Raw genomic sequence first — 25,107 nt, forward strand, 5'->3', positions numbered from 1 at the left:
GGCCGGGCGAGTAGTGTGAGTGCGACGGACGGGTTTCCCTGGGGCGACTTCACGGCAGGCCTGCCCTGGTGCGCGCTGGCCGCCCTCGCCGTCATGCTGGTCACCTTCTCGGTCGCCGTGCGCAAGGGCATGCACCGGATCGTCGACGTCGCCTGGGGCATCGGATTCACCGCGGTCGCCGTCACCGGTCTCCTCGTATCCTCCGGGGCGGGCGGTGACCCGGTCCGACGCGTCCTCGTCACCGTGCTGACAGCCGTGTGGGGTCTTCGGCTCGCCTGGCACATCAGCCGGCGCGGCCGCGGTCAGGGGGAGGACCCGCGCTACGCGCGCATGCTGGCCAGAGCCCCGGGCGACCCGGACCTGTACGCCCTGCGCATGGTCTACCTGCTCCAGGGCGCACTGGTCTGGCTGGTGTCCCTGCCGGTTCAGGCCGCCCAGTACGTACCGCAACCGATGGGTCTGCTGGCCTGGCTGGGCGTCGTGCTGTGGGGGGTGGGGATGTTCTTCGAGGCGGTCGGCGACGCGCAGCTGTCCCGGTTCAAGGCCGCCCCGGCGAACCGTGGGCGGATCATGGACCAAGGCCTGTGGCGCTACACCCGCCACCCGAACTACTTCGGCGACTTCTGCGTGTGGTGGGGCCTGTTCCTGCTCGCCGCGGGCTCGCTCGCCGTGGCCGCCGCCGTCGTCGTCGCCCCGCTCGTGATGAGCCTGCTGCTGACCCGTGGCAGCGGCCAGCGCCTGCTCGAACAGCACATGTCGGGCCGCCCGGGTTACGCCGCGTACGTGACCCGGACGAGCGGCTTCTTCCCGCGGCCGCCTCGGAGTTGAGGCGGACACCTGCCGGCTGTGTCGACGCCGCCGTCCGGCCGCGAGCTGTGCGTCAACGGCCGGGCTGCCCGCTCCGTGGCAAAGGTCGCGAGCGTCCCGCTTCCCACGCCCCCGGTCTCACGCACAGACCCCACGCCCCCGGTCTCACGCGCCCCGGCCTCACGCACCGACCCCACGCACAGGCCTCACGCACAGGCCTCACGGCCCGTCAGGCAGGCAGTGGCAGCAGCGCCCGGCCCGTCAGTCAATCAGGCAGGCAGGCAGTGGCCTGGCCCGGCTCCTCAGACCGGCAGTGGCATCAGGGCCACCGGGGCGGACGTGGGCTGTTCAGAGCCCCCGGCAGGCTCGACGGTGATGCCCATGCCGGACGCCCCGGACACAGCGCCGCTCATCAGCACGGTCTGCTCGCTGCGGCCTGGCTCCATCAGCCCGGCGGAGCGCATGCTGCCGTCGTCGTCGAACCACAGCTGGTAGGTCTTTCCTTCGGGCGGCGGTGCCATCCCGGAGACCACGAACACGGCCTTGTCCTGGCTCCTTGAGACGACGACCGTGCCGGTCGCGCCCTCGCCCAGCTTCGCCGATCCGCTGCGGGCGTCCGGCGCCGCGAGCACGGCGGAGACGCGCTCGGCGGTCCGCGAAGCCTGCCTGGCCTGGTCGAGGGCGTCCTCGGCACGCTCGTACTGCCACACCGCCGTGCCGCCGAAGGCGACGGCCGCCGCGACACAGGCGGCGAGTGCCCAGCGCGACAGAATCGTCCGGCGTGCGGCGGACCACGGGACGGACGTGGCCGCACCGGCCTCACGCGGCGTCTCCTGACGGACCGTGGTGATCCGCCGCAGCACCTCGTCCCGCAGTTCGGGCCGCGGCGTGACGCTGACCGCGAGACCGAGCCGGGCGGAGGTCGCCGTCAGTTCGGCGGTCTCCCGCGTGCAGGCCTCGCACCCGGACAGGTGACGCTCGAAGGCCGCCCGTTCGGCCTCGGGCAGCGCGTCCATCGCGTACGCGCCGGTCAGTGTGTGCAGGTCAGTGGTGTTCACGCGGTCACCCCCAGGCAGTCACGCAGCCGGATCAGGCCGTCGCGCATACGGGTTTTCACGGTGCCCAGAGGCAGCGTGAGGATTTCGGCGACCTCACGGTAGGTGAGGCCGCGGTAGTAGGCGAGGGAGACGGCCTGGCGCTGGATCTCGGTCAGCGTGCGCATGCAGCGCCGGACCTGCTCCCGTTCGAGCCGGGTCTCGACCTGCTCGGCCACGGTGTCGTACGCGGGCGTCCGGTCCAGGAGCGCCGCCTTGTGATCGCGGGCCGCGGCAGCCGCGGCGGAGCGTACCCGGTCGACCGCCCGGCGGTGCGCCAGGGTCAGGATCCAGTTGATCGCCGTTCCCCGGTCCGGCCGGTAGCGTGCGGCGGTCCGCCAGAGCTCGACCATGACCTCCTGTGCCACCTCCTCCGACTGGGCGTGATCGCGCAGAACGGCGCGCACGGTGCCGAGCACGGGTCCCATCGTCCGGTCGTACACCGCTGCGAAGGCGTCCTGGTCACCCAGGGCGACCAGGCCCATCAGCTCCTGCAGATCCGGCTCGGCGGCGGGGGGTCCGCCGATGGACACGACTTCCTTCACTGGCTGCTCCGGGGTAGGTCATGGGTGTCGGAAGTGATCCGGACTCGTCCGGTCCTCGGATTGGTCGAGCGGGGCAATCCACGATGCCCACGCACGCGCATCACCGGTACGAGTGTCCACGTGCCCGATGACCACGCCGCCGGATTCGTGCGCCGGAGTACCGCGAACGGCGCAGCGCGCAGGAGCACGCGTCTCTGCCGCTGCGGCTCTTCGCCGCTGCGGCTCCTTGCCGCTACGGCTCGGCCCGGGTACGGGCGGACAGGCAGCTCCACGTCGGCCCGCAGGCAACCGCCGTGAGTGTGTTTCACGCCTTCCACGCCGACGGTCCGGCATCGGAATCGGCCAACGTCCGCAATCGGAGGCGCAGGCGCATTCACAGATACGGCACCCCTGACTCATCATGTGCATGACCTCGGTCACCAGGCACCACCGCCTCACCCGGCACCACCTCGCCACACGGCACCACCTCGCCACAAGGCACCACCTCGTCAAACGGCGGCAAACAGCCGCCACCCCCACTGAATGAGGTTCACGTGCGCAGAAAAACGACCTTATGTCTGGTCGCGGCCGCGACGACGGCCGCACTCGCGGTCAGCACCGGTTACGGTGCCGCCGCCCCGCCACCCGAAACACCCGCCTCGGCACAGGATGACCAGCGCGCCTACGTCTACCGCGTCCACGACGGCGCGCACGCGGCGGACAGCAAACTCGCCGGCTTCGATCTGATCGAGGACCGCGAAGGGGACGACCTGTTCGTCCTCGGTGATGCCGGCACGGCCGCGGACCTCAGAGCCGCCGGGCTGCGTGCCACCGTCGAGCAGAGACTGAGACCGGCTCCCGGGGAGTCACCCAAGCGCAGCGGCCAGGCCCCGCGGCTGACCCCGAAGGTCGCGGAGGAGACCTACTACGGCGGCTACCGCACCGTGAACGCCCAGTACGCCCACCTGGACCAGGTCGCCTCCGACCACTCCGGTCTCGCCACCGTCTTCGATGTCGGCGACTCATGGCGCAAGGCCAACGGCCGGTCGAACGGCTACGACATCAAAGCCATCTGCCTCACCAAGAAGCAGTCCGGCGACTGCCAGTTGAACCCGGACTCGGCCAAGCCGCGGTTCCTCGTCCAGGCCCAGGTGCACGCCCGGGAGCTGAGCACCGGCGAGATGGCCTACCGCTGGATCGACTACCTCACCGACGGCTACGGCACCGACCCGACGGCCACCGAGATCCTCGACACCCGGGAGATATGGGTCGTCCCGATCGGAAACCCCGACGGCGTCGACATGGTCCAGCAGGGCTTCATGGGCGGGCCCAGCGGGCAGCAGTGGCACCGCAAGAACGCCGACCACAGCCACAGCAACGGCTGTTCGGAGGGTTCCTACGGCGGTGAGGGCATCGACCTCAACCGCAACAACGGCAGCCACTGGGGCGGCGCCAGCACCAGCTCCAACCCGTGTTCCAAGGTCTACAAGGGCCCCTCCGCGGACTCCGAGACCGAGACCCAGGTGCTCCACGCCCTCTACCGCGACCTGTTCCCCGACACCCGCTCCACCGGGGACAACGCACCCGCCGACCCCGGCACCCAGGGCATGTTCGTCACCCTGCACAGCTACTCCAACATGGTGCTGTTCCCCTGGGGATTCAACTCCTCCGTCGACGCCGGCAACGATGCCGCGCTGCGCACGATGGCCCAGGACATGGCAGCCCTGGCGGGCGGCTGGCAGTACGGACAGCCCGGCGAGATCCTGTACAACGCCAGCGGCACCCACGACGACTGGGCCTATGACGACCTCGGCGTGCCCAGCTTCACCTGGGAGATCGGCCCCTCCGGCGGCTCCTGCGGCGGCTTCCATCCCAGCTACTCCTGCCAGGACACGTTCTGGAACCAGGTCCGGCCGATGCTGGTCTACGCGGCGGAGCACGCGGAGGACCCCTACGGAGGCGGCACCACGCCCCCGCCCTCGGAGTGCAGCGCCACCAACGGGACCGACGTCGCCATCCCCGACAACGGCCCGGCCGTCACCAGCAGCATCGAGATCACGGGCTGCGCGGACAACGCGTCGGCGACCAGTACCGTCGAGGTCCACGTCGAGCACACCTGGCGCGGTGATCTCACCGTCGACCTGGTCGCCCCCGACGGCTCGGTGTACCCGCTGAAGAACGCCAGCGGCGGGGACAGCGCCGACGACATCCACGAGACCTACGCGGTCGACCTGTCCGGCGAGGCGGCCAACGGCACGTGGTCGCTCCGTATCCAGGACACCGCCCGGTACGACACGGGCACCCTCGACACCTGGACGCTCTCGCTCTGACCAGCCGCTCCCCTGCCCCGCCCCGCCGCCCGGGTCCGGCACGCCATGCCGGACCCGGGCGCTGCACGACGGCAGTTCGCGGACCGGTTCGGCCGGGCTACCGCAGCCACACCGCCGCGGCCGCGAGCAGCGCGGTCACGCCGGTCGCGATGGTCGGGTCGGGGACGGGGGCGTAGTGGGCGGAGTGGTTGGCGGGGATGGAGTCCGGGAGACCGGTCTTCAGCAGGTCCTCGAGGCCGAGGTCCTTGAACAGGGCCGGGTCGCTGCCGCCGAAGTGCCAGTAGAGGGACGGGACCTGGAGGGCGTTGGCGAAGACGGCGAAGTCCTCGCTGCCGGTGAACGGCTGCGGGATGCCGAAGACCCGCTGCGGGCCGAAGGTCTCGGTGAACGCCGTGTGCACGGTCTCCCGGACGGCCGCGTCGTTGACCGTGGGGGGAAGTGAGCCGATCGGGGTGATCTCCGGTTCGCGCGGGGCACCGGACGCGGCGGACTCAGCGCGGATGATCCGCTCGACTGCGGCCAGGACCTGTTCGCGGATCTCCGGGGTCGTGGAGCGGATGTTGATCAGCAGTTCGGCGGTGTCGGGGATGACGTTCTCCTTCGTGCCGCTGCGCAGCGACCCGACGGTCACCACGGCGGGCTGGAACGCACCCACCTCGCGTGCGACGACCGTCTGGAGCCGCATGACGGCCGCGGCGGCCATCACCACCGGGTCGACGGTCATCTCGGGAGTCGAACCGTGCCCGCCCCGGCCGAAGAGCGTCACCTTCAGGTTGTCCGAGGCGGACATGACCAGTCCGGGTCGGGTGCCGACGAGGCCGGCGGGGGCCGGGACCACGTGCTGGGCGAGACAGACGTCGGCGCGCGGGAAGCGGTCCGTGAAGCCGTCCTCGATCATGGCGGGCGCCCCGCCGATCTCCTCGGCGGGCTGGAACACGGCCACGACCGTGCCGTTCCAGTGCTCCCGGGTGGCGGCGAGCTGGGCGGTGGCGCCGAGCAGGCAGGTCACGTGCATGTCGTGGCCGCAGGCGTGCATGACCGGGACCTCGGCGCCGTCCTCGCCCACGGCGGTCTGCACGGAGGCGTAGGGAAGCCCCGTCTCCTCCTTCACGGGCAGGGCGTCCATGTCGGCGCGCAGCAGGACGACCGGACCGTCACCGTTGGCCAGGACGCCGACGACGCCGGTGCGGCCGACGCCCTCGGTGACCTGCCAGCCCTGCTCGCCCAGCAGGTCCGCGACGACCTTCGCGGTGCGCACCTCCTGGAAGGACAGCTCGGGGTGGAGGTGCAGGTCCTCGTAGAGGGCGCGGAGCTTCGGCAGGCGCTCGTCGAGGCCGGAGAGGAGGGGGTGGACGCGGGCGTTGCTCATGGCTGCTCCGTGGTGAGGGCGGGACGGTTCGGCCGGGTGGGACCGAAGGCGGTGCGGAAGCCGTCGGCGTCCTGCGGGGTGAACACGGCCAGGACGGCGGCGACGAGGGCGCCGAGGACGAGAAAGGCGAAGGCGGCCTCGAAGGAGAAGGCGTCGGCGAGGACGCCCATGACGGGCGGGGCGACCATGCCGGCGAGCTGTCCGCCGACGATGATCACGGCGGTGCCGACGCCGACGTACTCGGGCGGCAGGCCCCGCATCGGAACGGCGTAGATCGGCATGTACGCCAGGGAGGCGGCGACGACGGCGAGCGTGGCGAAGACGCCGAAGCCGACGAGCGAGTCCGAATACGCCATGGCCGGCAGGCTCAGGGCGGACACCGTCATGACGGGCACGATCACCTTGCGGTGGTGGCCGCCGAGCCGGTCGGCGATCCGGCCGCCGACGACGGTCGCGACGGCCGCGCCGAGGGCGGGGATCGCCAGGAGCGGCCCGGCCTCGCCGAGCGAGAGACCGCGCTCCTCGCTGAGGTAGGAGGGCGCCCAGGTGGTCAGGCCCCAGACGATGACGTTGTAGCCGAACATGATCCCTGCGAAGCGCCACAGCACGCCCTTGCTCAGCACGGACCTGAGGCCGCGGCGCTCGTCGGGCGCCGCGGATGCCTCGGGCTCGGTGCGGGGCAGCGGGGCGGGCAGCCACAGGCGCAGTGCGAGCAGCGCGAACACGCCGAGCGCGGCCATCGAGTAGAAGGCCGAGCGCCATCCGAAGGCGGCGATCAGCGGCGGGAGGGCGAGCGGGGTGAGCACGGAGGCGAGCGCGTTCGAGCTCAGGATCAGGCCGTTGGCGCCCATGCGGCGCTCGGGCGTGGTCCGTTCGACGACGAGTTTCGCCGAGGCGGGCGGAAAGATCCCTTCGGCCACGCCGAACGCGAACCGCACGACCAGCAGCAGCACGAACGACCATGCGAAGCCGGTCAGCGCGGTGAACAGGGACCAGGCGAGCAGCGCCCAGATCGCCACCCGGCGGGCGCCGAAGCGGTCGGCGAGCAGTCCGCCGGGGATCTGGCACAGGGCGTACGCGAGGAAGAACGCGGAGACGATCAGGCCCTGCTGCCCCTTGTTCAGACCGAACTCGTCACCGATGTCGGGCAGCACGAGGTTGATCGCGAGCCGGTCGCTGTAGTCGATCAGCCAGACGGCGAACAGCACCATGACGGTCGTCCGGACCGTGCGTGCGGTCCGGTCCTCGGAACCGTCCGGGCCGGCGGATGGGGTGGGCCGGGATGGAGCAGGCATGAGACTCCTCTCACCCGTGGCCGGAACCGTGCGCCGACCGCGAGGTGCACCTAAGATCCGATCCGTGCACGAAACTCCCGGGAAATCGCAGGAAAACTTCACGGAAGCCTTGAGGGCGCCGGATTCCCGCACGGATGCACCGCCGCAGGCCCCCCGACCCGCCGGACTCGGCTTCGGTGAGGAGGACCTGGCGCTCATCGACGCACTGCAGTCGGCGCCACGGGCGCCCTGGGCGCGGATCGGGCGGGCACTCGGGATCGACGCGACGACGGCCGCCCGGCGCTGGGAGCGGCTGCGGGCGGCCGGGCTGGCGTGGGTGACGGCCTACGACTCCGCGAGGGCCACCTACGTCGGCTTCGCCGAGGTGCGCTGCCGGCCCGGCTGCCTGGCGGAGGTCAGCGCCGCCGTGTCCGCGCTGCCCTGGGTGTTCAGCGTCAGCGAGACGGCCGGTGACTACGATCTGCTGCTCAACGTCGCCGCCTCCGATCCGGCCGATATCGGACGCGCCGTGGACCGCCGCGTCGGGCGGCTGCCAGGAGTGCACTCACTGCGTCTCAGACTCGGCGTCACCCTGTACGGCGAGGGCGGCGACTGGCGGATCCGCGCCATGGAACCCGCGGGCCGCGCCGAGCTGCCGCCGTCGGCGACCACGACCCGCACCGCCTACGGCGTCGGCGACGGGCGGCGCGGCGCCACCCCCGAGGACCTGGCCCTCCTCGACGCGCTCAGCGCCGACGGGCGCCTGGGCTACACGGCGCTCGGGGCGGCTGCGGGCGTCAGCGAGCACACGGCACGGCGCAGGGTGCGGCGCATGCTCAAGGACGGTGACATCACCCTGCGCTGCGACTTCGCGCACCCACTCGCCGGACTGCCCACGATGGCCGTCTACCGCGCCCACGCCCCGTACAGCCGGCTCGACGCGACCGGCGGCGCGCTCGCCCGCATGGAACAGGTCCGGCTGTGCGGGAGCATCAGCGGCCCGGACAACCTCCACATCCAGGTGCTGCTGCACGGACTGGCCGGCATGGATCCGTTCCAGGCGCAGCTCGCCGCCCGGTTCCCCGACCTGGAGATCCGGGACCGGACGGTGACGCTGCGTGCGGTCAAGCGGATGGGCTGGCTGCTCGACGAACAGGGCCGGGCCGTCGACCGCGTCCCGCTGGCCCCGCCGTCCCGGCCCTGAGCCCCTGGATCAGCCGAGCCTGCCGACCGCCTGGTGGTACGTCCAGGCGGCTCCCCGGGCTGCACTTGGGCGCGGCTGCCCATGAGGCCTGGGGGGGCTGCACTTGGGCTCGTGGCAGCCGTATACGAGGTGCCGTCAGCCGATGACCTGGGGAAGTTCCGTGCGGGATGTGATGCCGAGCTTGGGGTAGGCGCGGTAGAGGTGGTGGCCCACGGTGCGTGGGCTCAGGAAGAGCCGGGCGGCGATCTCGCGGTTGGTGGCACCGGCGGCGGCCAGGCGGACGACATCACGTTCCCGCGGGCTGAGGCGGGCGAGGAGTACGTCCTCGGGGCCGGCCGCCTGGTCGACGGACTCGCCGCAGGCCTGCAGTTCGGTGCGGGCGCGATGGGCCCACGGTTCCGCGCCCAGCTGCTCGAACACCTCCAGTGCGGCGCGGAGACGGCGGCGGGCGTCGGAGCGGCGGCGGGCTCGGCGCAGCCATTCGCCGTAGAGGAGCTCGGTCCGGGCTCGGGCGAAGGGGCGGGCGCGGGCGCGGGTGTCAGTCTCGCCGTGCGAGTGCGGGGCCGCGTCAGGGTGCAGGTCCGGGTGCGGGTACGGGGGCGGGTCCGCGTGCGGGTACGGGGGCGGGTACGCGCGCGGGTCCGGGTGCAGGTCCAGGGCGGTGGCGAAGTGGGTTTCGGCCGAGTCGTCCGGAGCGGTCAGGGCCCGGCAGCGGTGGAGCAGGGCGGCGGCGGCCGGGGTGTCCGCCGCCTTCACCCACTGCTCCAGGCAGGCCAACGGTTCCTCGGCCTGGTCCTGTTGCCCGGCTCGTACGGCGGCCTCGACGAGGTCGGGCAGGAGGAAGACGGACAGCAGCGGGTGGGTGACGCGGCCGCGCGCCGCCCGGAGGTGGTGCAGTGCGCTGTCCGCCCGGCCGGAGCCCAGGTCGAGCAGGCCGAGAGCGCTGTGGGCGTGGGCGGCTGCCAGGTCGATGTCGTGGGCGTCGGCGTGGCGCAGGGTCGCTTCGGCGAGGGATCGGCAGCGCTCCTCCTCGCCGTTCAGGGCGGCCAGTACTGCCAGTGCGGCCCGCAGGTGGGTCGCCCGGTGGTGGCGGCCGTACTGCTCGGCCACGGCGAGCCCTTCGGCGGCGGCGCTCGCCGCTTCGGCGTGCCGCCCCAGGGACAGCTGTACCTGGGCGAGGACGTGCAGCGCGGTCTGCAGCCAGCCGACCACGTCCTGGTCGCGGCAGTCCCGTACGCAGGCCGTGGCGATATCGAGGGCGGTGTGGTGGTCGGTGAGCAGCTGGGCGTGGGTGGCGGCCAGGAGTCGTTCGGCGAAGCCGGCTTCCGGGCCCGGGAGTTGCCGGGGGTGCGAGAGCCGCGGGTGCTGTGGGGGCTGGGGGCGCTGGGGGCGCTGGGGGCGCTGCGAAGGCTGCGGAACCTGCGACGCCTGCGGGGGCGTTCCTGCGCCGAGGGGGCCGGTCAGGGCACGCATCGTCGCGTACTCCGGTGTGGCCGGCAGGCGGGCGCCGACCTCGGCGATCAGTGCGCGGTCGCCGGAGGAATTCGCGGTCTGCACGGCCTCGTTGAGGACCGGGAGCAGGCCGGGACCCGAGCCGATCCGGTCCGCGCATTCGATCAGGATGCGGGTGGCCACGCGTACCGAACCGTGGTCGAGTTCGACGATCGCCCGCACCCGGGCGAAGTCGGCGAGCGTCGCCGGGTCGAGGTCGAGTGCGTCGATACGGTCGGCCAGCGCCGCGGTGCGGTCGAACTGCCCTGCTTCGGCGGAGGTGATGGCCGCGGCGGCCAGAAGCCGGGCGCGTCCGACCGGGTCGCCGGTCAGCTGCGCGGCACGTTCGTACGCGGCCGAGGCGGAGGCCGCCCCCTGCCGCCCTCCGGCCCGGCGTGCGACGTCCGCCAGCTCCTCGGAGACCGCTTCGTCGATACCGGCCGTGGCGGCGGCGAGGTGCCAGGCCCGCCGGTCGGCCTGGTGGCCGGTGGTGTGCCCGGTGGAGTGCCCGCCGTGCAGCTGGTCGGCGAGCGCCCGATGGGCGGCGAAACGCCGGGCGAGGGCGGCGTCCTGGTAGGCGGCCGATCTGATGAGTGGGTGGCGGAAGGAGAGGGTGTTCTCGGTGAGTTGGACGAGGGTGGCGCGTTCGGCGGGTTCGAGGTCGCCGAGATCCGCGTCGAAGCGGGCCGAGGCGCGCAGGATCAGACCGAGATCGCCCGTGTCGTCGGCGGCCGCCACGAGCAGCATCGACCGGGTGGCGGCGGGCAGGCGGCGTATCTGCTCCTGAAAGGCCTCCTGGACCCGGCCCGCGGGTGAGGACAGGCCCACGGGAAGGGTGACCGGATTCAGCTGTCCGGCGCGCTGCTCCGCGGTCAGCGCCGCCGGAACCTCCAGGAGGGCCAGCGGATTGCCGGCCGCCTGCTCGGCGATCTGATCCCGTACGTACGGGGACAGGTCCGGTGTGCGATCGGCGAGGAGGGCGTCGGCGGACGTGGGGTCGAGGCCGTCGAGGCGCAGCCGGGGCAGCCCCGCGATCCGGGCGCCTCGGGCGCCGTCGCGTACCGCGAACAGCATCATCACCCCCTCGGTGTGCAGGCGGCGGGCGACGAAGGTCAGTACGTCCAGGGAGGCGTGGTCGAGCCATTGCGCATCGTCGACCAGGCACAGGAGCGGGCCGTCGGCCGCGGCCCGGGACAGGGCGGTGAGTACGGCGAGTCCGACCGTGAACCGGTCCCGTACGGCTTCGCCGCCGGTCAGTCCGAACACCGCCTGCAGCGCGGCCGCCTGCGGCGCGGGCAGTGCGTCCAGGCAGTCGGCGACGGGACGCAGCAGCTGGTGCAGGCCGCCGAAGGCCAGTTCCATCTCCGCCTCGATGCCCACGGTGCGCAGCACCCGTCCGGGGTGCGCGGCGCGGGCGGCATGCTCAAGGAGCGTGGTCTTGCCGATGCCGGCCTCGCCGTGGATCACAAGTGCGCCGCTGGTTCCCGCACGGGCCCGAGCGAGCAGGCGGTCGATCCGCTCCTGCTCCCCCGCCCGCCCGTACACCCTCCCGTACAACATGACCTCAACCTACCCAACACCCCCGGTCGTTCGGTCGTCCCATTGGGTCATGCCTACCGATGTGCCGGGCGGCCGGGCTCCGTAGCGTTCACGGCAGTTCGATTCGTTCACCCAGTTCGATTCCGGCGGCCGGGCGGCAGCCGCCGGCTGCCGGAATCCAGCCGCCGACCAAACCATCCCAGGAGCCGCCCGCCGTGCCCGAGCATGCCCACATCACCCCGCTGCACCGCCTCTCCGTGACCGACACCGCCGCCTGGCATCGCGTCGTCACCGCCTCGATGGCCCATGACGTGCCCGAGGAGCCGCCGCCGACGGCCGGGCAGGTGCACGCCCAGCTCACCAAACCCGCCCTGGGCAGCCATCAGCTCACCTGGCTGGCCACCGCGGAGGACGGCACCGTGACCGGCGTCGCCGCGCTGCGCCTGTTCACCTCGCCCGGCCAGGAGCATCTGGCCGAACTGCAGCTCCACGTCGACCCCGGACACCGGCGGCGGGGAACCGGTTCTCTCCTGCTGTCGACGGTCACGGCCGCCTGCCGCACGGAGAACCGGCGCACCCTCATCGCCGAGACCACGGACGGCGGTCCGGGCGAGGCGTTCTGCGCCCGGTGGGGCTTCCAGCGGGCCCTCACCCTCGACTACCTGCGCCTCGACCTCGACACCCTGGACACGGCAAGGATCGACGAGCTCGGCGGCGCAGAACACCCCGGCTACCGGCTGGCCGGTTGGACGGGCACCGTCCCCGACGAACTCGCCGAGGCCTTCGCCGCGGCCAAGAACGCGATGAACGACATGCCCGTCGGCGAACTGGACTTCGGCACCGTGCGGTGGGACGCCGACCGGGTTCGCGACATGGCGAAGGTGGTGGCCGGGCGCGGTGACACCCTGCTGACCGTGGCGGCGCTGCACAGCGACGGCGCCATGGCCGGGTACACCGAGATCGTGCTGCCCCGGGGCGGCGGCCCCCTGGCCCAGCAGTACGACACCGCGGTCGTCCCCGCCCACCGCGGTCACGGCCTGGGCCTGTGGGTCAAGGCCGCCATGCTGCTCCGGCTTCGCGCCGAACACCCCGAGGTCACCACGGTCACGACCGACAACGCCGAGGACAACGTCCACATGCTCGCCGTCAACCGGCAGCTGGGCTTCGGCCCCGGACGCCGTACGCACGAATACCAGCTGGAGCTGCGGCCCGCGTCCCTCACACCGGATACATCGGACATGCCGGATACGCAGAACGCGTCGGACACACCGAACACACCGAAGGAGCACACCAGAATGTCCCTCACGCTGACCGACCAGGACAAGCGCACCCTGCACTCCGCCGCCCACGGCGCGGTGGCCCTGCTCGCCGCCGCGGACGCCGCCGGCTCGCCCCACCGGATCTCCACGCACGCCTCCGTCGCGCTGGCCTCGGGGACCGGCCCGGTCGGACATGTACTCGCGGAGAAGGTCAAGGGCGGGACTCCGAGCGGCAAGTCCGTGGCGGAACTCGCCGACACCGTACTGCCCGCCCTGACCTCGGCGATGGGCCTGCTCGGGAAGCAGGATCCGGCACGGGCCGAGGACTTCCGCGGCATCGTCATGGTCGCCCTGGAGGCGGGCGTCCAGGCCCGTAAGGGCGAGCCGAGCCCGCCGCTGACGGACATGCTGCGGCGGATCACCGAAGCGCTGGACGCCGCCTGACCCCTGCGAGGGTCACGGCCCCGTCACCTCACGCCTCGACCGGGCCCTCGCGGAGCACGCCCCGCACCCGGTCCGCCGACACCGCTTCGGGCGGGAACTCCGCCAGCCACCAGGTGGCGCCCGCCCGGGCGTAGGGGGTCGGATCGGTGCCGGGCGGGAGGGCTACGGCGATGTCGTACGGGGTCCTCCCGGGCGGGCGCAGACCGGTGAGGGCGGTGAGGGTGGTGACGGCTTCGGCGAGCTGGTCCGGGTGTTCGAGGTTGACCGGGAAGTAGCCGTCGCACCGGGCGGCGCGGTGCAGCGGCCGGACGCGGCCGGGCAGTCCCGCCGACCACACCGGCACGCCGGGGCGCTGAACGGGTCTGGGGAGGAAGGAAATGCCGTCCACCGTGTAGTGCCGGCCGTGGTGGTGCACCGGCCCGCCTGACCATGCACCGGCGAGGATCCCCAGGGACTCGTCGAGCATCTCCGCCCGCCGCCGGTCGTCGCATTCCTCGCCGGTCACGCTGAGTTCGCCGGCGAAACGGTCGCTGCCGAGACCGATCCCGAGCGTGAGGCGGCCGCCACTGAGCCGGTCGAGCGTCGCGGTCTCCCTCGCCGCCTTTGCCGGTCTGCGGCGGGCCAGGCCCTGTCTTCAAACCCCCCTCTGCCCCACGACGCCCGGCACGCACTCTCGCTGCACCGGCCGAAACCCCAAGTACGTCCAGTACGAGGGATTCCGGCCGGCACACCGAGAGCACGCACCGGACGCCGCAGGGCCGCCCTTCGGGCGACGAGGGGGGTTTGAAGACAGGACCTGGCGGTGTGACCATGGGGCCCAGCCGGAGGCGTTCGGTGGCGGCGGCGATCGCGGCCAGTGTGATCCACGGGTCGGCCACCTGCCGGACCGGCGCCCGCCAGCGCAGGTGGTCCCAGACGAACACGCCGTGCCAGCCCGCCTCCTCCGCCTCGGCGGCCAGGCGTACGGCCACCGCCGGTTCGGCGAGTTCGCCGAAGAGCGGAAGCCAGAGCGCCGAACGCAGCCCGGTCACGTCAGCCGCCCGCGGTGTGCCGGCTCAGGGCCCGTACGAACACGTCCCACAGCGGCCTCGGCAGGTCGTGCCCCGCGCCTTCCAGGACGAGCAGCCGGGCGCCGGGAATCGCGTCGCACAGCGCCTTGCCGTGCGGGAGCGGAAAGAGTGGGTCGTGGTCGCCGTGCACGACGAGGGCCGGTGCCTCGATGTCGCCGAAGCCGTGGGACGGACCGTCGAAGTTCATCGCGGAGTGGTTGACGAGCATGGCGGCGATGTCGCGGGTGCGGGCCACGTCCCGTTCGACCAGGGAACGTGTGGCGGCTTCGTCGAAGAGGGGCGAGCCGCCCGCGTACGCCTTCGCCGAGGCGAGCACGTACTCCACCACCGCGGCGGGGTCGGCGGGGTCCGGGGCGGCGGGGATGCCGCCGAAGAGGTCGGCCGAGGCGGGTGGGAGGCCGTCCTCGCCGGTGGAGGTGGAGACGAAGGTCAGCGAGACGACCCGGTCGGGGTGGTCCACGCCGAGGATGAGCCCGACTCCGCCTCCCATCGAGCGGCATACGAGGTGCGCCCGTTCGATGTCCAGGGCGTCCAGGATGCCGAGCGCGTCCCGGGCGAGGTCCGTGTAGGCGTAGCCCGGCTCACCGGGCGGGTAGCTGGTGGAGCGGCCGGTGTCCCGGTTGTCGTAGCGGATTACGAACCGGCCCTCGCGCGCGATCCGTTCGCAGAGCCCGGTCTCCCACCACAGCATCGAGGCGGCCGCGCCGTCGACGAGCAGGACCGCCGGGTCGGCGGGGTCTCCGTAGGTCTCCACGCAGACTCGGACGTCCTTGGACCCGGCATCGCCGAGCGCGACGAACTGTTCACCGTTGGACAGACTTTGATTGGTCATGACCGCCACGCTAGGGGCGCAAGTTCATCGGGAAAAGCGATACTTTCCGATGGATTCCATCGCGATCGCCGATCTCTCTCCCTTACGCTCCCCTACGCTGAGCCGCATGCCCGACATGGAACTGCGACACCTCGCCGCGCTGGCCGCCGTTGCCGACGAGGGCTCGTTCGGGCGGGCGGCCGCACGGCTCGGGTACACCCAGTCGACGGTGAGCCAGCAGATCGCGGGCCTGGAGCGGGCCGTCGGCGGCGCCGTCTTCGACCGGCCGGGCGGCCCGAGGCCCGTGCGGATCACCCCGCTCGGCTCGCTGGTGCTGGCTCACGGACGTGAACTGCTGCAGCGAGCCGGGGCGTTGACGGAAGCGGTGGACCGGTTCAGGGCCGGTGACGGCCGGATCGACATCGGCACCTTCCAGAGTATGTCCAACGTGATCCTGCCGCCGCTGGTACACAGGCTCCGCGAGGAACATCCCGGCTGCGACATCAGGCTGTACGAGGAGGAGGCCGCCCTCCCCCGGGTCGGCGAACTCGACCTCTTGTTCTTCGACGGCCGCGGCGACGCCGACGTCGAACACCTCAAGCTGCTCGACGACCCCTACCGCCTGGTGGCCCGCCGCGGAACCTTCCCCGACGGCCCGGTGGATCCGTCCTCGCTCGACGGCGCACCGACGGTGGCGCATCCGCCGGTCTGCGACCAGGCCCGCGTGGAGCAGGAGCTGGCACGCCGTGGCGTGCGGCCGCTGATCACGTTCCGCACCGCGGGCAACGAGACCGTGCTGTCGATGGTGCGCGCCGGTCTGGGCTCGGCGCTCCTGCCGCAGCTCGCCCTGCGCACCGCCGGCATCGGCTCCGACGACTCGCTGAGCGTCCACGAGCTGTGGCCGCCCCTCCCGCCGCGCGAGATCTTCCTGCTGTGGCAGGCAGGCCGCAGCCACTCCCCTCTCGCCACACGGGCGATCGCTCTCGCGACAGAGATCGCGGAGGGGCTCGCCCACTCCGCCTGACAGCTTGGGGCGCGGCATTCCGAAACCGGCCTGATCCGCCGGACACCCGCTACCCCAGCCCCCGAAGTGCCGCGCGCGCGAGGCGCACGAGGCCCGCGCGGATGCGCTGTTCGCCGAGTTCCGGCAGGAGCGCGGCCACATGCTCGGCCCCCGTCGCGGCGAGCAGGGCGTGAGCGGAGTGTTCGGGGTCGGGTGCGGTGCGCAGCAGGATCGCCGTGTGGCGGTGCCAGAAGCGGTAGGAGCCGATGCGGTAGCGCGCGCCGACGGCGGCGGTCTCCGAGGTGCGGACGAGGGCCAGGTTCTCCAGGAGGTAGTCGAGGTAGGCCTCGACGAACGCGGCGAGGCGTTCCTCGTCGGTGGTCCCGGGTCCCAGCGGCGGCGGTCCGTACAGGATCGCCTCCTGCAGTACGCGCTCGCGCGCGTCGAGGAGGGCCGCGGCGAGGCCGGACTTGTCGCCGAAGCGTCGGTACAGGGTGCCCTTGCCGACGCCGGCGGCTTCGGCGATCTGGTCCATGGAGACCTCCTCCACGCCGTGTTCGGCGAAGAGCCGCGCGGCCGCGTCCAGCACGGCGGCGCGGTTGCGCGCGGAGCGCGCCTGCTCCTTCGGCGGCGGGGTGCGCATCAGCTCCACCAGCATTGCGGAATCGGACTGCGGTCCGTTATCGTCTTGAGCCACAAGCGGACTATAGTCCGAATTCTGAAGGGGTAGGGATATGACCGCACTCATCACACGGGACGAACTCAAGGCGGCCATCGACGCGGGCACGGTGACCGTGATCGACGCACTGGGCGGCGAGTACTACGCCAAGCAGCACCTGCCCGGCGCGATCGAACTGCTCGCCGCCGACGTGAACGCCCAGGCGTCCACGCTGCTGCCCGACCGCGACGCCGCGATCGTCACGTACTGCTCCAACCCGGCGTGCCCCAACAGCGGCCAGGTCGCCGACCGGCTCACCGCGCTCGGATACACGAACGTCCGCAAGTACCGCGAGGGCATCCAGGACTGGGTGGAGAACGGCCTCCCCACCGAGTCCGCCTGACCGGCAACTCCACGAAGGCGGCGTGCCCGGCCGCGGCCGCCGGGGGTGAGACCGCTCCCGGGCGCGCCTCGGTAAGCCGCGCGGCACGCCACGCACCCGTGCACGCCGCCTTCGCCGCGTCCCGAGCCGGGCGCCACTCGCCTTCCGTGCGCCACTCGCCTTCCGGGGCCGCGAGCCCGCGTGGGGGCCGCTGCTTCGCGGCCCCCACGCGGGGTGTTCACCGCTGGTTGGTCGCGACGGCGGCGAGGTCGTCGTCCGCGTGACCGGCTTCGGCGGCCTGCCGGAATCCGGCCAGTGCGGCACGGGCCGGTGCGGCACGGGCCATCGGGACGTCCGCGGCAAGTTCACCGGCGAGCGGGGTGAGGTAGCGCAGATCCTTCGCGGCCGGCCGGACCGGGAAGCCGGGTGCGAAGTCACCGGCGGTCATGGCGCCGAACCCGATCACCGCGACCGTGGACCCTTCCGCGTTCACCGGCCTTCCCCTGAGAACACCCGCTCGAAGCCCCTGGGTCGGTTCACCACAGTGCCGACACGCTCTCAGAGGTGGGGCCGGGGAAGATATCGGTGTGCCCGGCGGCGATCGAGTCCGCGACGGTTTCCGCGACCGTGCGCGGCTCCGCCTTCGGCACTCCGTCGAAGCCGGGGAACATGTCGGTGTCGATACCGCCGGGTAGACGCCGTGCACCGCGATGCCGCGGCCGACCAGCCCCGGGCAGACGGACGCCACGCCCGCCGCCCCGGGCACGAGCCCTTCACCCGATCGGCCCGCATCGATGGCCACCCCCGCGCCCGGACTGGAGGCTGAGACCCGGGGCCACCGCGGATCGCCGGGCCCTCTTCGTACGGCATGGGCCCGCCCGCCCCCGGCAGACTGGAGTGCCCGATGAGCGACCCCGGCAAGGCGACGGGCAAGCCGCTGGAGGGCTGGCCGGAGCTGCTGCTCACGGCGATCATCGCGCTGGCCGCGGTCAGTACGGCCTGGGCCGGGTTCCAGAGCGCCAAGTGGGGTGGCGTGCAGGCGAATTCCTATGCTTCGGCGAACGCCGCACGCACCGAGTCGACCCGGCAGTCCACCGAGGCCGGGCAGCAGGTGACGATCGACGTGATCAGCTTCACCAGCTGGCTGGAGGCGCTGCAGCAGGAGATCCTGGAGGATCCCTCGAAGAGGCCGGAGGGGTCCTACGAACCCGATCCAGAGTCCCTGTCAGGGCAGCTCTTCGAGAGGTTCCGCAGCGAGTTCAAGCCAGCCGTACGGGCCTGGCTGGACACCAAGCCGCTGGCCAACAGCAAAACGGCGCCACCGGTGCCCTTCGCGATGCCGGAGTACACCCTCGCCACCGAGGAGGAAGCGGCCAGACTGCTCGCGGAGGCGGAACGCAATTCGGCCAACGCGCGGCAGGCGAACCAGCGCTCCGACAACTATGTGCTCACCGCGGTGCTCCTCGCCCTCGTCCTCTTCTTCGCCGCGTTCACCGGCAAGGCACGCAAGGGCGTCAACCGGTGGGTGCTGTACGGGCTCACCGTGGTCGCGCTGCTGGTCGCGCTCGGGCTGCTGATCTCGTATCCCGTGGAGATCTGACCACCCACCACAGGTGCGCCCGTCAGGCCCGCGCGTCGAGCCATGGCCTGCGGCCCGGGCCGGTCGGGTGGGTGCCGGTGACGGCCATGACGACCGAGTAGAGGCTGGTCTCGGCGGTGATGAAGAGCCGGTTGCGCTTGGCTCCGCCCCAGGCGATGTTGGACACCGCTTCGGGGATGTTCAGCCGCCCGATCAGCGTTCCGTCGGGGTCGTAGCAGTGCACGCCGTCGCGCATCGCGGCCGCCCACAGGCGGCCCTCCGCGTCGAAGCGCAGGTTGTCGAAGCGTGCGTGCGGGCGGGCCGAGGCATCGGCGAAGACCGCGCCGTCCGACAGCGTGCCGTCCTCGCGTACGTCGAAGACCCGGATGCAGCCGGCCCGGGTGTCGGAGACGTACAGGCGCTTCTCGTCGGCGGAGAAGACCAGACCGTTCGGGGCTCCGAAGCAGTCCGCGACAAGGCGCACCTCGCCGGTGGCGGGGTCGAGGCGGTAGACGCTGTTGGAGCCGGTCTCGCTCTCGGCGCGGTACCCCTCGTAGTCGCTGGTGATGCCGAAGTCGGGGTCGGAGAACCAGATCGAGCCGTCGGACTTCACGGCCGCGTCGTTGGGGCTGTTGAGCCGCTTGCCCTGCCGCCGGTCGGCGAGGACCGTGATCGTGCCGTCGTGTTCGGTGCGGGTCACGCGGCGGTTTCCCTGCTCGCAGCTGATCAGCCGGCCCTCGCGGTCGAGGGTGTTGCCGTTGGTGTGGCCCGCCGGGTGGCGGAAGACGGCGATGTTCCCGGTCTCCTCGTCCCAGCGCAGCATCCGGTCGTTGGGGATGTCGCTCCAGATCAGCTGGCGCCAGGCCGGCAGGTAGAGGGGACCTTCGGCCCAGCGGCTGCCGGTGTGCAGGACTTCCGGATCGCGGTCGCCGTTCATGCACCGTCCGGTGCGGAACCGTTCATCGAACATCTCGTACAGCGCAGGGCGCTCACTGGACATGACCCACTCCTCCCATTGCCGAATATCCTTCTGCTTGGCACGGATCCTGCAAGACGTCATACTGTCTGCGCAAGCCTTTACTGATTGGGGAGTTGTGGATCACGTGGACCGGAGCCTGCTGGCTCAACTCCAGGAGGACGCCACGCGGTCCTATGCCGCGTTGGGCGAGAGCGTGGGCCTCTCCGCGGGGGCCGCCCATGAGCGGGTGCGCAAACTGCGCGCGAGCGGCGTCATCCGGCGCACGACCGTCGAGGTGGACCCCGAGGCGGTGGGCAGCGGCGTCCTCGCCTACGTCATGGTGGACTCGACGGCGTGGATGGGGGATTCGGCGCGGGACTTCGCCGCGATCCCCGAGATCCTGGAGGCGCACGTCATCGCCGGAAGCGCCTCGGTCCTGGTCAAGGTCAGGACCGCGACCACCGGGCAACTGCAGGACGTACTGCGGCGGATCTACGCGATCGACGGAGTGAGCGGGACACAGGCGACGGTCGCCCTGGAGACCTTCTTCGAGCGCCCGGTCCCGACGGAGGCCGCCGGGTAGCGGACGGCAGTGGGCCGCCCAACCGGCCGATCAACCGGCCGATCAACCGGCCGATCAACCGGCCGGCTCGGGCGGGGCGGCGCACGGCGCGGGTCAGGCGCGACGCAGGTCAGGTACGGCGGCGCACGGCGCGCGTCAGGTACGGCGGCGGCGCACGGCGCGGTAGCCGTTCCAGAGCACCGCGCACAGCAGGATGACGCCGAGAACGGTCACCGAGAGCGCGATCCAGGCGTTCCCGAGGCGCTCGCTCGTCGCGTCGGAGGCGTCGGCCTCGCCCACCACCCGGCCGTCGATCACGAGGTTGCACTGCGAAGTCGAGGGATCGCAGGCCGGGTCGGTGTCGGTCATCAGGTTCACCCCGGACCAGATCATCACGGCCGACAGGGCCAGGCCCGCCGAAAAGGCGAGGACCATCGCGGCCTGCCCCAGCTTCCGCTTGCCGCGCAGGAGCGGGCCGGCCACCCTGGCCAGCGGCTGGAGAACGAGCATGGCGGGGAAGACGAGCAGCGGACGCCAGTCCATCATGGCGAGTGCCACCGGCGCCCCGGCGAGCAGCGAGAACAGGCCCGCGCAGCCCAGATCCTCCTTGAACTCCTGCACCGCCGTCTTCGGCTCCGGAGGTGCGCCCGGTCCGCGCCTTCCGGCCCCTCCCGGTCCCGTCCGCCCGGTCCGTCCCGACTGCCCCACCACGGGCCTCTCCCCCAACAGTTGACCTTCAGTAGTCCAGAAGTCTCACGCCTGCCCAGCGTCCAGCAATCCAAGGCCGGAATCAGAATCTGCGCGGCAAGAGCGGGTAGTTGGCTCATATACGTGGTGCAGATGCCTGTCAACGCGATGCCGAGGGGAGAGGTTCGCCGGTGGCCCATGTTCTGCGGTCCGCCGGGCCCGCCCCGTACAAGCCGCTCTTCAAGTGGGCGTCCTCACCGACGCCGCCGAGCCGCCGTGGCAGGTCCTGGACGCGCGCGAGCTGCGGCCCCATGACCGGCACCGGAGCTGAACGCCGCCCCGCTCAGCGCAGCTCGCTGAAACGCTCCGTGGCCCGGGTGCGTCCGGCGACGATGATCGTGTCGTCCGCCTCCACAACGGTCTCGGCGGTGGCGTACGTGAAGCCCTCGCCGGGCCGTTTGATGGCGACGACGGTGACGCCGTGCCGGGTGCGGACGGCGCTGTGGGACAGCGGAATGCCGATGACGTCGGCCGGCGGGCTGGTCTTGACCATGGCGAAGCCGTCCTCGAACTCGATGTAGTCGAGCATCCCCCCGCGTACGAGGTGGGCGACCCGCTGCCCCATGTCGTGCTCGGGGTAGACGACGTGGTGGACACCGAGCTGGGTGAGGATGCGGCCGTGCGCCTCGCTGATGGCCTTGGCCCAGACGTTCTGGATGCCGAAGGAGATCAGCAGCGAGGCGGTGAGGATGCTCGCCTCCAGGTCGGTGCCGATGGCGACGACGGCGCGCTCGAACTCGTGGACGCCGAGCTGGCGCAGGGCGTCCTCCTTCGTGGAGTCCGCGCGCACCACATGGGTGAGGGAGCCGCTGAGTGCCTGGACGGTCTCGGCGTTCTCGTCGATGCCGAGCACCTCGGTGTCCTCGTCGACGAGCTCCAGGGCCAGCGCGCGGCCGAAGCGGCCGAGGCCGATCACGACGACGGAGCTCTCCGGGCGTCCGCGGCGCTTCTTGGGGCTTGGTTTCCTAGCCAATGACGGGTCGCTCCTCGGGCAGGTCGTACAGGCGGACGCGGCTGCGCAGCGCGAGCGCGGAGGCCACTGTGATGGGGCCGAGACGGCCGATGAACATCAGCGCGACCAGCATCAGGTGCAGTCCGGTCGGCAGGTCGGCGGTGATCCCGGTGGACAGGCCGACGGTGGCGAAGGCCGAGACGGTCTCGAACAGCGAGTGGTCGAGATTGTGCTCGCTGAAGACCACGAAGGCCAGGGTGGAGATGGCGACCGCAGCCACCGAGAGCAGCACGATCGTGAGGGCCTGCCGCTGGAGGTCGCCGTGCAGGCGGCGGTGGAAGATGTTGACCGCGCCCTCGCCGCGGATCTCCGCGTATATGACGAAGAACAGCACGGCGAACGTGGTGACCTTGATGCCGCCCGCGGTGCCGGCGCTGGCGCCGCCGACGTACATCAGGACATCCGTGCCCAGCCAGCTCGCCGGGTTCATCTGCGAGGTGTCGAGGCTGTTGAAGCCGGCGGTGCGCGGCATGACGCCCTGGAAGAAGCCGGCGAGCAGCTTCCCCGGGGTGTCCAGCGCGCCCAGAGTGGCCGGATTGGACCATTCGATCGCGGTGATGAAGGCGCTGCCGCCGACCAGGAAGATGCCGGAGGCCCACACCACGATCTTGGTGTGCAGGGACCAGTCCCGCGGCCGGTGCCAGCGGCGGCGCAGTTCGAAGAGGACCGGGAAGCCCAGCCCGCCGGCGATGACCGCGAGCGCGATGGGCAGGCTGATCCACGGATCGGCGACGAAGCCCATGAGGCTGTCGGAGTACAGGGCGAATCCGGCGTTGTTGAACGCCGACACGGCGTGGAAGACGCCGAGCCACAGCGCCCGTGGCCAGGATTCGTCGTACGCGGTGGCGAAGCGCAGCATCAGCACCAGGGCCGTGAGCGCTTCGAGCAGCAGGCTGACCTTGACCACGCCGGTCACGACCGAGCGGATGTCACCGAGGCCCAGGGCCTTGGTCTCCGCGGCGGCCGTGAGGCGTGCCTTCAGGCCCATGCGGTGCGATACGAGCAGCACGAGCACGGAGGCGAAGGTCATGATGCCCAGGCCGCCCACCTGGATGAGCCCCAGGATCACGGCCTGCCCGAAGCCGCTCCAGTAGACGGGTGTGTCGACCACGATGAGACCGGTCACGCACACGGCGGAGGTGGAGGTGAACAGGGCCTCGACGAGACCCGCGCCGCCCGCTCCCGCCTTGGCGGCGGGGAGCATCAGCAGGCCGGTCCCGGCCGCGATCGCCGTACCGAATCCGGCCACGACCGCCTGCGCCGGATGCCGCAGGCGGGGCCGGAGGCGCGTCACCACAGCGAGGCCTTGGCCGGTCCTCGGACCGGCACCATGATTTTTCGCACCAAAGGACGATAGACAACCTCTTCCGCTTTCCGGCGGCGGCCCCCGGTTTGCGCGCGGTCGCATCCGGGCGCAAACCCGGCGCGTCCGGCCGGATACCGCCCGCGTCCGAGCGGATACGGGCGGTATCCGGCCGGAATACTGCGTGTCCGAGCGGTACCCGCCTCTCGCACGTCGCGGAGTCCGACTCCCGCACGCCGCGGAATACGCCTCTCGCACGTCTTGCCAGCGCGTCAACCAGACCTGATCCTGGACCAGTTACTGATCAGTAAGCGCTTCGGAGGCCGCGGATGACCACGCCAGCACGTGCCGATCACGACGTCCTCATCAGCGGAGCCGGGCTCGCCGGATGCGCGGCGGCGATCCTGCTCGCCCGGCGCGGCCTGCGGGTCGGGCTCCTGGAGCGGCGCTCGGACCCCGAGGCGTACAAGGTGCTGTGCACCCACTCGATCACCGCCAACGCCCACCCCGTACTCCGCGACCTCGGGCTCCTCGACGCACTCGAGCAGGCCGGGGCCGTACGCAACCACGCCCGCTGGTACACGCGCTGGGGGTGGGTGGAGCCCGAGGGCTCAGATCTGCCGTACGGGTACAACGTGCGGCGCAGCACCCTCGACCCGCTGGTGCGGGCCGCCGCGGCCGACACGCCCGGGGTGGAGCTGCTGACCGGGCACCAGGTGACCGGGGTGATCAGGGACGGCGGGCGCGTCGCGGGTCTGCGAGCGAGGTCGGACGGCGGCGAGCGGGAGCTGCGGGCGCGGCTCGTCGTCGGCGCCGACGGGAAGGACTCCGCGGTGGCCCGGCACGCCGGGGTGCCGGCGAAGGAGCACGCGAACGGCCGCTTCGGCTATTTCGCGCACTTCCGCGGGCTGCCGCTGCCCGGGGGCAAATCGCAGGTCTGGTTCATGGAGCCGGACATGGCGTACGCCTTCCCCAACGACGACGGCGTCACGGTCCTCGCGGTACTGCCCGACAAGAAGCGGCTGCCGGAGTTCCGCGTCGACCTGGAGGCAGGCTTCCTCGCGGCGATACGCGCCCTGCCGCAGGCGCCGGACGTCGATGCCGCGCAGCGCGTCTCGAAGATCGTCGGCATGCGCGACTATCCGCTGCAGACCCGTGCGCCCGTCGCCGAGGGCGTCGCCTTCGTCGGGGACGCGGCCCTGACCGGCGATCCGCTGTGGGGCGTGGGCTGCGGCTGGGCGCTGCAGTCCGCGCAGTGGCTGGCCGAGGCGGTGGCGCCCGCGGTGGCCGGGCAGGGTGATCTCGGCAAGGCGCTCGCCGGGTACGCGCGCCGGCACGGGCGGCGGCTGCGCGGGCACCAGGCCCTCGGCGTCGACTTCGCAAGGTCCCGCCCGTTCAACGGCCTGGAACGGCTGGTCTTCTCGGCGGCCACGCGCGATCCGGCGGTCGCCCGCCACATGCACCTGTTCGCCTCCCGGCTGATGAGCCCGGTCCGATTCCTCAACCCGGCGGTGCTGGCGCGGGCGGCGGCGGTGAATCTGCGGCATCGGCGGGCGTGAGGCGGGGCGTCGCGGAGGGGGTGAGGCGGGACCTCGCGGAGGGGGTGAGGCGGGGACCTCGCGGGCGTGACGCGGGGTATCGCGAGCGCGACGCGAGGTAACGCGGGTGGCCTCTGACGCGTGGATCG

General features: G+C 72.0%; 23 protein-coding genes and 1 pseudogene. 9 read left to right on the forward strand and 15 right to left on the reverse strand.

Annotated features, from left to right (window positions below; genetic code table 11):
* Positions 1 to 15: 15 nt before the first annotated feature.
* Entirely contained in the window at positions 16 to 828 is an 813-nt protein-coding gene (locus tag ACLF6P_RS03435; RefSeq protein ID WP_415947957.1) for a DUF1295 domain-containing protein, read from the forward strand.
* A 281-nt stretch (positions 829 to 1,109) separates the two neighbouring features.
* Here ACLF6P_RS03435 and ACLF6P_RS03440 read toward each other — a convergent pair whose 3' ends face one another.
* On the reverse strand, positions 1,110 to 1,865 hold the full coding sequence (locus ACLF6P_RS03440) for an anti-sigma factor (RefSeq protein ID WP_415947958.1): 756 nt from the start codon (positions 1,863 to 1,865) through the stop codon (positions 1,110 to 1,112).
* The gene (locus tag ACLF6P_RS03445; RefSeq protein ID WP_415947959.1) at positions 1,862 to 2,446 is read right to left on the reverse strand and encodes a sigma-70 family RNA polymerase sigma factor; all 585 of its coding nucleotides are present in this window, start codon (positions 2,444 to 2,446) and stop codon (positions 1,862 to 1,864) included. Before ACLF6P_RS03445 ends, ACLF6P_RS03440 begins: the two co-directional genes overlap by 4 nt.
* Before the next feature lie 533 nt (positions 2,447 to 2,979).
* On the opposite strand from ACLF6P_RS03445, the gene ACLF6P_RS03450 reads away from it, so the two are divergent.
* Complete coding sequence (locus ACLF6P_RS03450; RefSeq protein WP_415947961.1) at positions 2,980 to 4,755, forward strand: M14 family zinc carboxypeptidase; 1,776 nt, start codon at positions 2,980 to 2,982, stop codon at positions 4,753 to 4,755.
* 97 nt (positions 4,756 to 4,852) lie between these two features.
* On the opposite strand, the gene ACLF6P_RS03455 is transcribed toward ACLF6P_RS03450, so the two are convergent.
* Together ACLF6P_RS03455 and ACLF6P_RS03460 are read right to left on the reverse strand one after the other, a co-directional pair.
* On the reverse strand, positions 4,853 to 6,124 hold the full coding sequence (locus ACLF6P_RS03455; RefSeq protein ID WP_415947963.1) for an amidohydrolase: 1,272 nt from the start codon (positions 6,122 to 6,124) through the stop codon (positions 4,853 to 4,855).
* Entirely contained in the window at positions 6,121 to 7,419 is a 1,299-nt protein-coding gene (locus ACLF6P_RS03460) for an MFS transporter (protein WP_415947964.1), read from the reverse strand. The genes ACLF6P_RS03455 and ACLF6P_RS03460 overlap by 4 nt, the downstream gene beginning before the upstream one ends.
* Before the next feature lie 64 nt (positions 7,420 to 7,483).
* Here ACLF6P_RS03460 and ACLF6P_RS03465 point away from each other — a divergent pair, with 64 nt between their 5' ends.
* Entirely contained in the window at positions 7,484 to 8,602 is a 1,119-nt protein-coding gene (locus ACLF6P_RS03465) for an Lrp/AsnC family transcriptional regulator (RefSeq protein ID WP_415947966.1), read from the forward strand.
* 135 nt (positions 8,603 to 8,737) lie between these two features.
* Here ACLF6P_RS03465 and ACLF6P_RS03470 read toward each other — a convergent pair whose 3' ends face one another.
* On the reverse strand, positions 8,738 to 11,653 hold the full coding sequence (locus ACLF6P_RS03470) for a helix-turn-helix transcriptional regulator (RefSeq protein ID WP_415947968.1): 2,916 nt from the start codon (positions 11,651 to 11,653) through the stop codon (positions 8,738 to 8,740).
* Between the two features lie 194 nt (positions 11,654 to 11,847).
* Here ACLF6P_RS03470 and ACLF6P_RS03475 point away from each other — a divergent pair, with 194 nt between their 5' ends.
* Positions 11,848 to 13,335, forward strand: coding sequence for a GNAT family N-acetyltransferase (locus tag ACLF6P_RS03475; protein ID WP_415947970.1), 1,488 nt, complete (start codon positions 11,848 to 11,850; stop codon positions 13,333 to 13,335).
* A 28-nt stretch (positions 13,336 to 13,363) separates the two neighbouring features.
* Here the strand turns inward: ACLF6P_RS03475 and ACLF6P_RS03480 are convergent, their stop codons facing one another.
* The 3 genes and pseudogenes from ACLF6P_RS03480 to ACLF6P_RS03490 all read right to left on the reverse strand — a co-directional run bounded on the left by ACLF6P_RS03480 (position 13,364) and on the right by ACLF6P_RS03490 (position 15,237).
* A complete protein-coding gene (locus ACLF6P_RS03480; RefSeq protein WP_415948049.1) occupies positions 13,364 to 13,960 on the reverse strand; it encodes an LLM class flavin-dependent oxidoreductase in 597 nt (198 codons plus the stop codon).
* A 184-nt stretch (positions 13,961 to 14,144) separates the two neighbouring features.
* Positions 14,145 to 14,366, reverse strand: a pseudogene (locus ACLF6P_RS03485) (LLM class flavin-dependent oxidoreductase); the annotation flags it as partial.
* A gap of 1 nt (position 14,367) precedes the next feature.
* Complete coding sequence (locus ACLF6P_RS03490; RefSeq protein WP_415947971.1) at positions 14,368 to 15,237, reverse strand: alpha/beta fold hydrolase; 870 nt, start codon at positions 15,235 to 15,237, stop codon at positions 14,368 to 14,370.
* A 106-nt stretch (positions 15,238 to 15,343) separates the two neighbouring features.
* On the opposite strand from ACLF6P_RS03490, the gene ACLF6P_RS03495 reads away from it, so the two are divergent.
* Positions 15,344 to 16,240: a LysR family transcriptional regulator gene (locus tag ACLF6P_RS03495; RefSeq protein WP_415947972.1), complete on the forward strand. Its 897-nt coding sequence runs from the start codon at positions 15,344 to 15,346 to the stop codon at positions 16,238 to 16,240.
* 49 nt (positions 16,241 to 16,289) lie between these two features.
* Here the strand turns inward: ACLF6P_RS03495 and ACLF6P_RS03500 are convergent, their stop codons facing one another.
* On the reverse strand, positions 16,290 to 16,916 hold the full coding sequence (locus tag ACLF6P_RS03500; protein WP_415947973.1) for a TetR/AcrR family transcriptional regulator: 627 nt from the start codon (positions 16,914 to 16,916) through the stop codon (positions 16,290 to 16,292).
* Positions 16,917 to 16,953: 37 nt separating this feature from the next.
* Between ACLF6P_RS03500 and ACLF6P_RS03505 the strand changes: the two genes are divergently transcribed.
* Positions 16,954 to 17,280 carry a rhodanese-like domain-containing protein gene (locus ACLF6P_RS03505; RefSeq protein ID WP_415947975.1) on the forward strand — a complete coding sequence of 109 codons (327 nt, stop codon included), beginning with the start codon at positions 16,954 to 16,956 and terminating at the stop codon, positions 17,278 to 17,280.
* A 217-nt stretch (positions 17,281 to 17,497) separates the two neighbouring features.
* Here ACLF6P_RS03505 and ACLF6P_RS03510 read toward each other — a convergent pair whose 3' ends face one another.
* Both ACLF6P_RS03510 and ACLF6P_RS03515 read right to left on the reverse strand, forming a co-directional pair.
* Positions 17,498 to 17,752: an NAD(P)-binding domain-containing protein gene (locus ACLF6P_RS03510; RefSeq protein WP_415947977.1), complete on the reverse strand. Its 255-nt coding sequence runs from the start codon at positions 17,750 to 17,752 to the stop codon at positions 17,498 to 17,500.
* Positions 17,753 to 17,795: 43 nt separating this feature from the next.
* The gene (locus ACLF6P_RS03515; RefSeq protein WP_415947979.1) at positions 17,796 to 17,930 is read right to left on the reverse strand and encodes a hypothetical protein; all 135 of its coding nucleotides are present in this window, start codon (positions 17,928 to 17,930) and stop codon (positions 17,796 to 17,798) included.
* 233 nt (positions 17,931 to 18,163) lie between these two features.
* Between ACLF6P_RS03515 and ACLF6P_RS03520 the strand changes: the two genes are divergently transcribed.
* Complete coding sequence (locus ACLF6P_RS03520; RefSeq protein ID WP_415947980.1) at positions 18,164 to 18,859, forward strand: hypothetical protein; 696 nt, start codon at positions 18,164 to 18,166, stop codon at positions 18,857 to 18,859.
* A gap of 22 nt (positions 18,860 to 18,881) precedes the next feature.
* On the opposite strand, the gene ACLF6P_RS03525 is transcribed toward ACLF6P_RS03520, so the two are convergent.
* On the reverse strand, positions 18,882 to 19,838 hold the full coding sequence (locus tag ACLF6P_RS03525; RefSeq protein ID WP_415947982.1) for an SMP-30/gluconolactonase/LRE family protein: 957 nt from the start codon (positions 19,836 to 19,838) through the stop codon (positions 18,882 to 18,884).
* 94 nt (positions 19,839 to 19,932) lie between these two features.
* On the opposite strand from ACLF6P_RS03525, the gene ACLF6P_RS03530 reads away from it, so the two are divergent.
* A complete protein-coding gene (locus ACLF6P_RS03530) occupies positions 19,933 to 20,379 on the forward strand; it encodes an Lrp/AsnC family transcriptional regulator (protein ID WP_415947983.1) in 447 nt (148 codons plus the stop codon).
* A 135-nt stretch (positions 20,380 to 20,514) separates the two neighbouring features.
* On the opposite strand, the gene ACLF6P_RS03535 is transcribed toward ACLF6P_RS03530, so the two are convergent.
* The 3 genes from ACLF6P_RS03535 to ACLF6P_RS03545 all read right to left on the reverse strand — a co-directional run bounded on the left by ACLF6P_RS03535 (position 20,515) and on the right by ACLF6P_RS03545 (position 23,411).
* Entirely contained in the window at positions 20,515 to 20,979 is a 465-nt protein-coding gene (locus tag ACLF6P_RS03535; RefSeq protein WP_415947985.1) for a hypothetical protein, read from the reverse strand.
* A gap of 409 nt (positions 20,980 to 21,388) precedes the next feature.
* The gene (locus ACLF6P_RS03540) at positions 21,389 to 22,078 is read right to left on the reverse strand and encodes a potassium channel family protein (RefSeq protein WP_415947986.1); all 690 of its coding nucleotides are present in this window, start codon (positions 22,076 to 22,078) and stop codon (positions 21,389 to 21,391) included.
* Positions 22,071 to 23,411 carry a TrkH family potassium uptake protein gene (locus ACLF6P_RS03545; RefSeq protein ID WP_415947988.1) on the reverse strand — a complete coding sequence of 447 codons (1,341 nt, stop codon included), beginning with the start codon at positions 23,409 to 23,411 and terminating at the stop codon, positions 22,071 to 22,073. The genes ACLF6P_RS03540 and ACLF6P_RS03545 overlap by 8 nt, the downstream gene beginning before the upstream one ends.
* Positions 23,412 to 23,749: 338 nt before the next feature.
* Between ACLF6P_RS03545 and ACLF6P_RS03550 the strand changes: the two genes are divergently transcribed.
* Complete coding sequence (locus ACLF6P_RS03550) at positions 23,750 to 24,979, forward strand: NAD(P)/FAD-dependent oxidoreductase (protein WP_415947989.1); 1,230 nt, start codon at positions 23,750 to 23,752, stop codon at positions 24,977 to 24,979.
* Positions 24,980 to 25,107: the final 128 nt, after the last annotated feature.

The sequence above is a fragment of the Streptomyces lothianensis genome, from assembly GCF_047779955.1.
Taxonomy (GTDB): domain Bacteria; phylum Actinomycetota; class Actinomycetes; order Streptomycetales; family Streptomycetaceae; genus Streptomyces.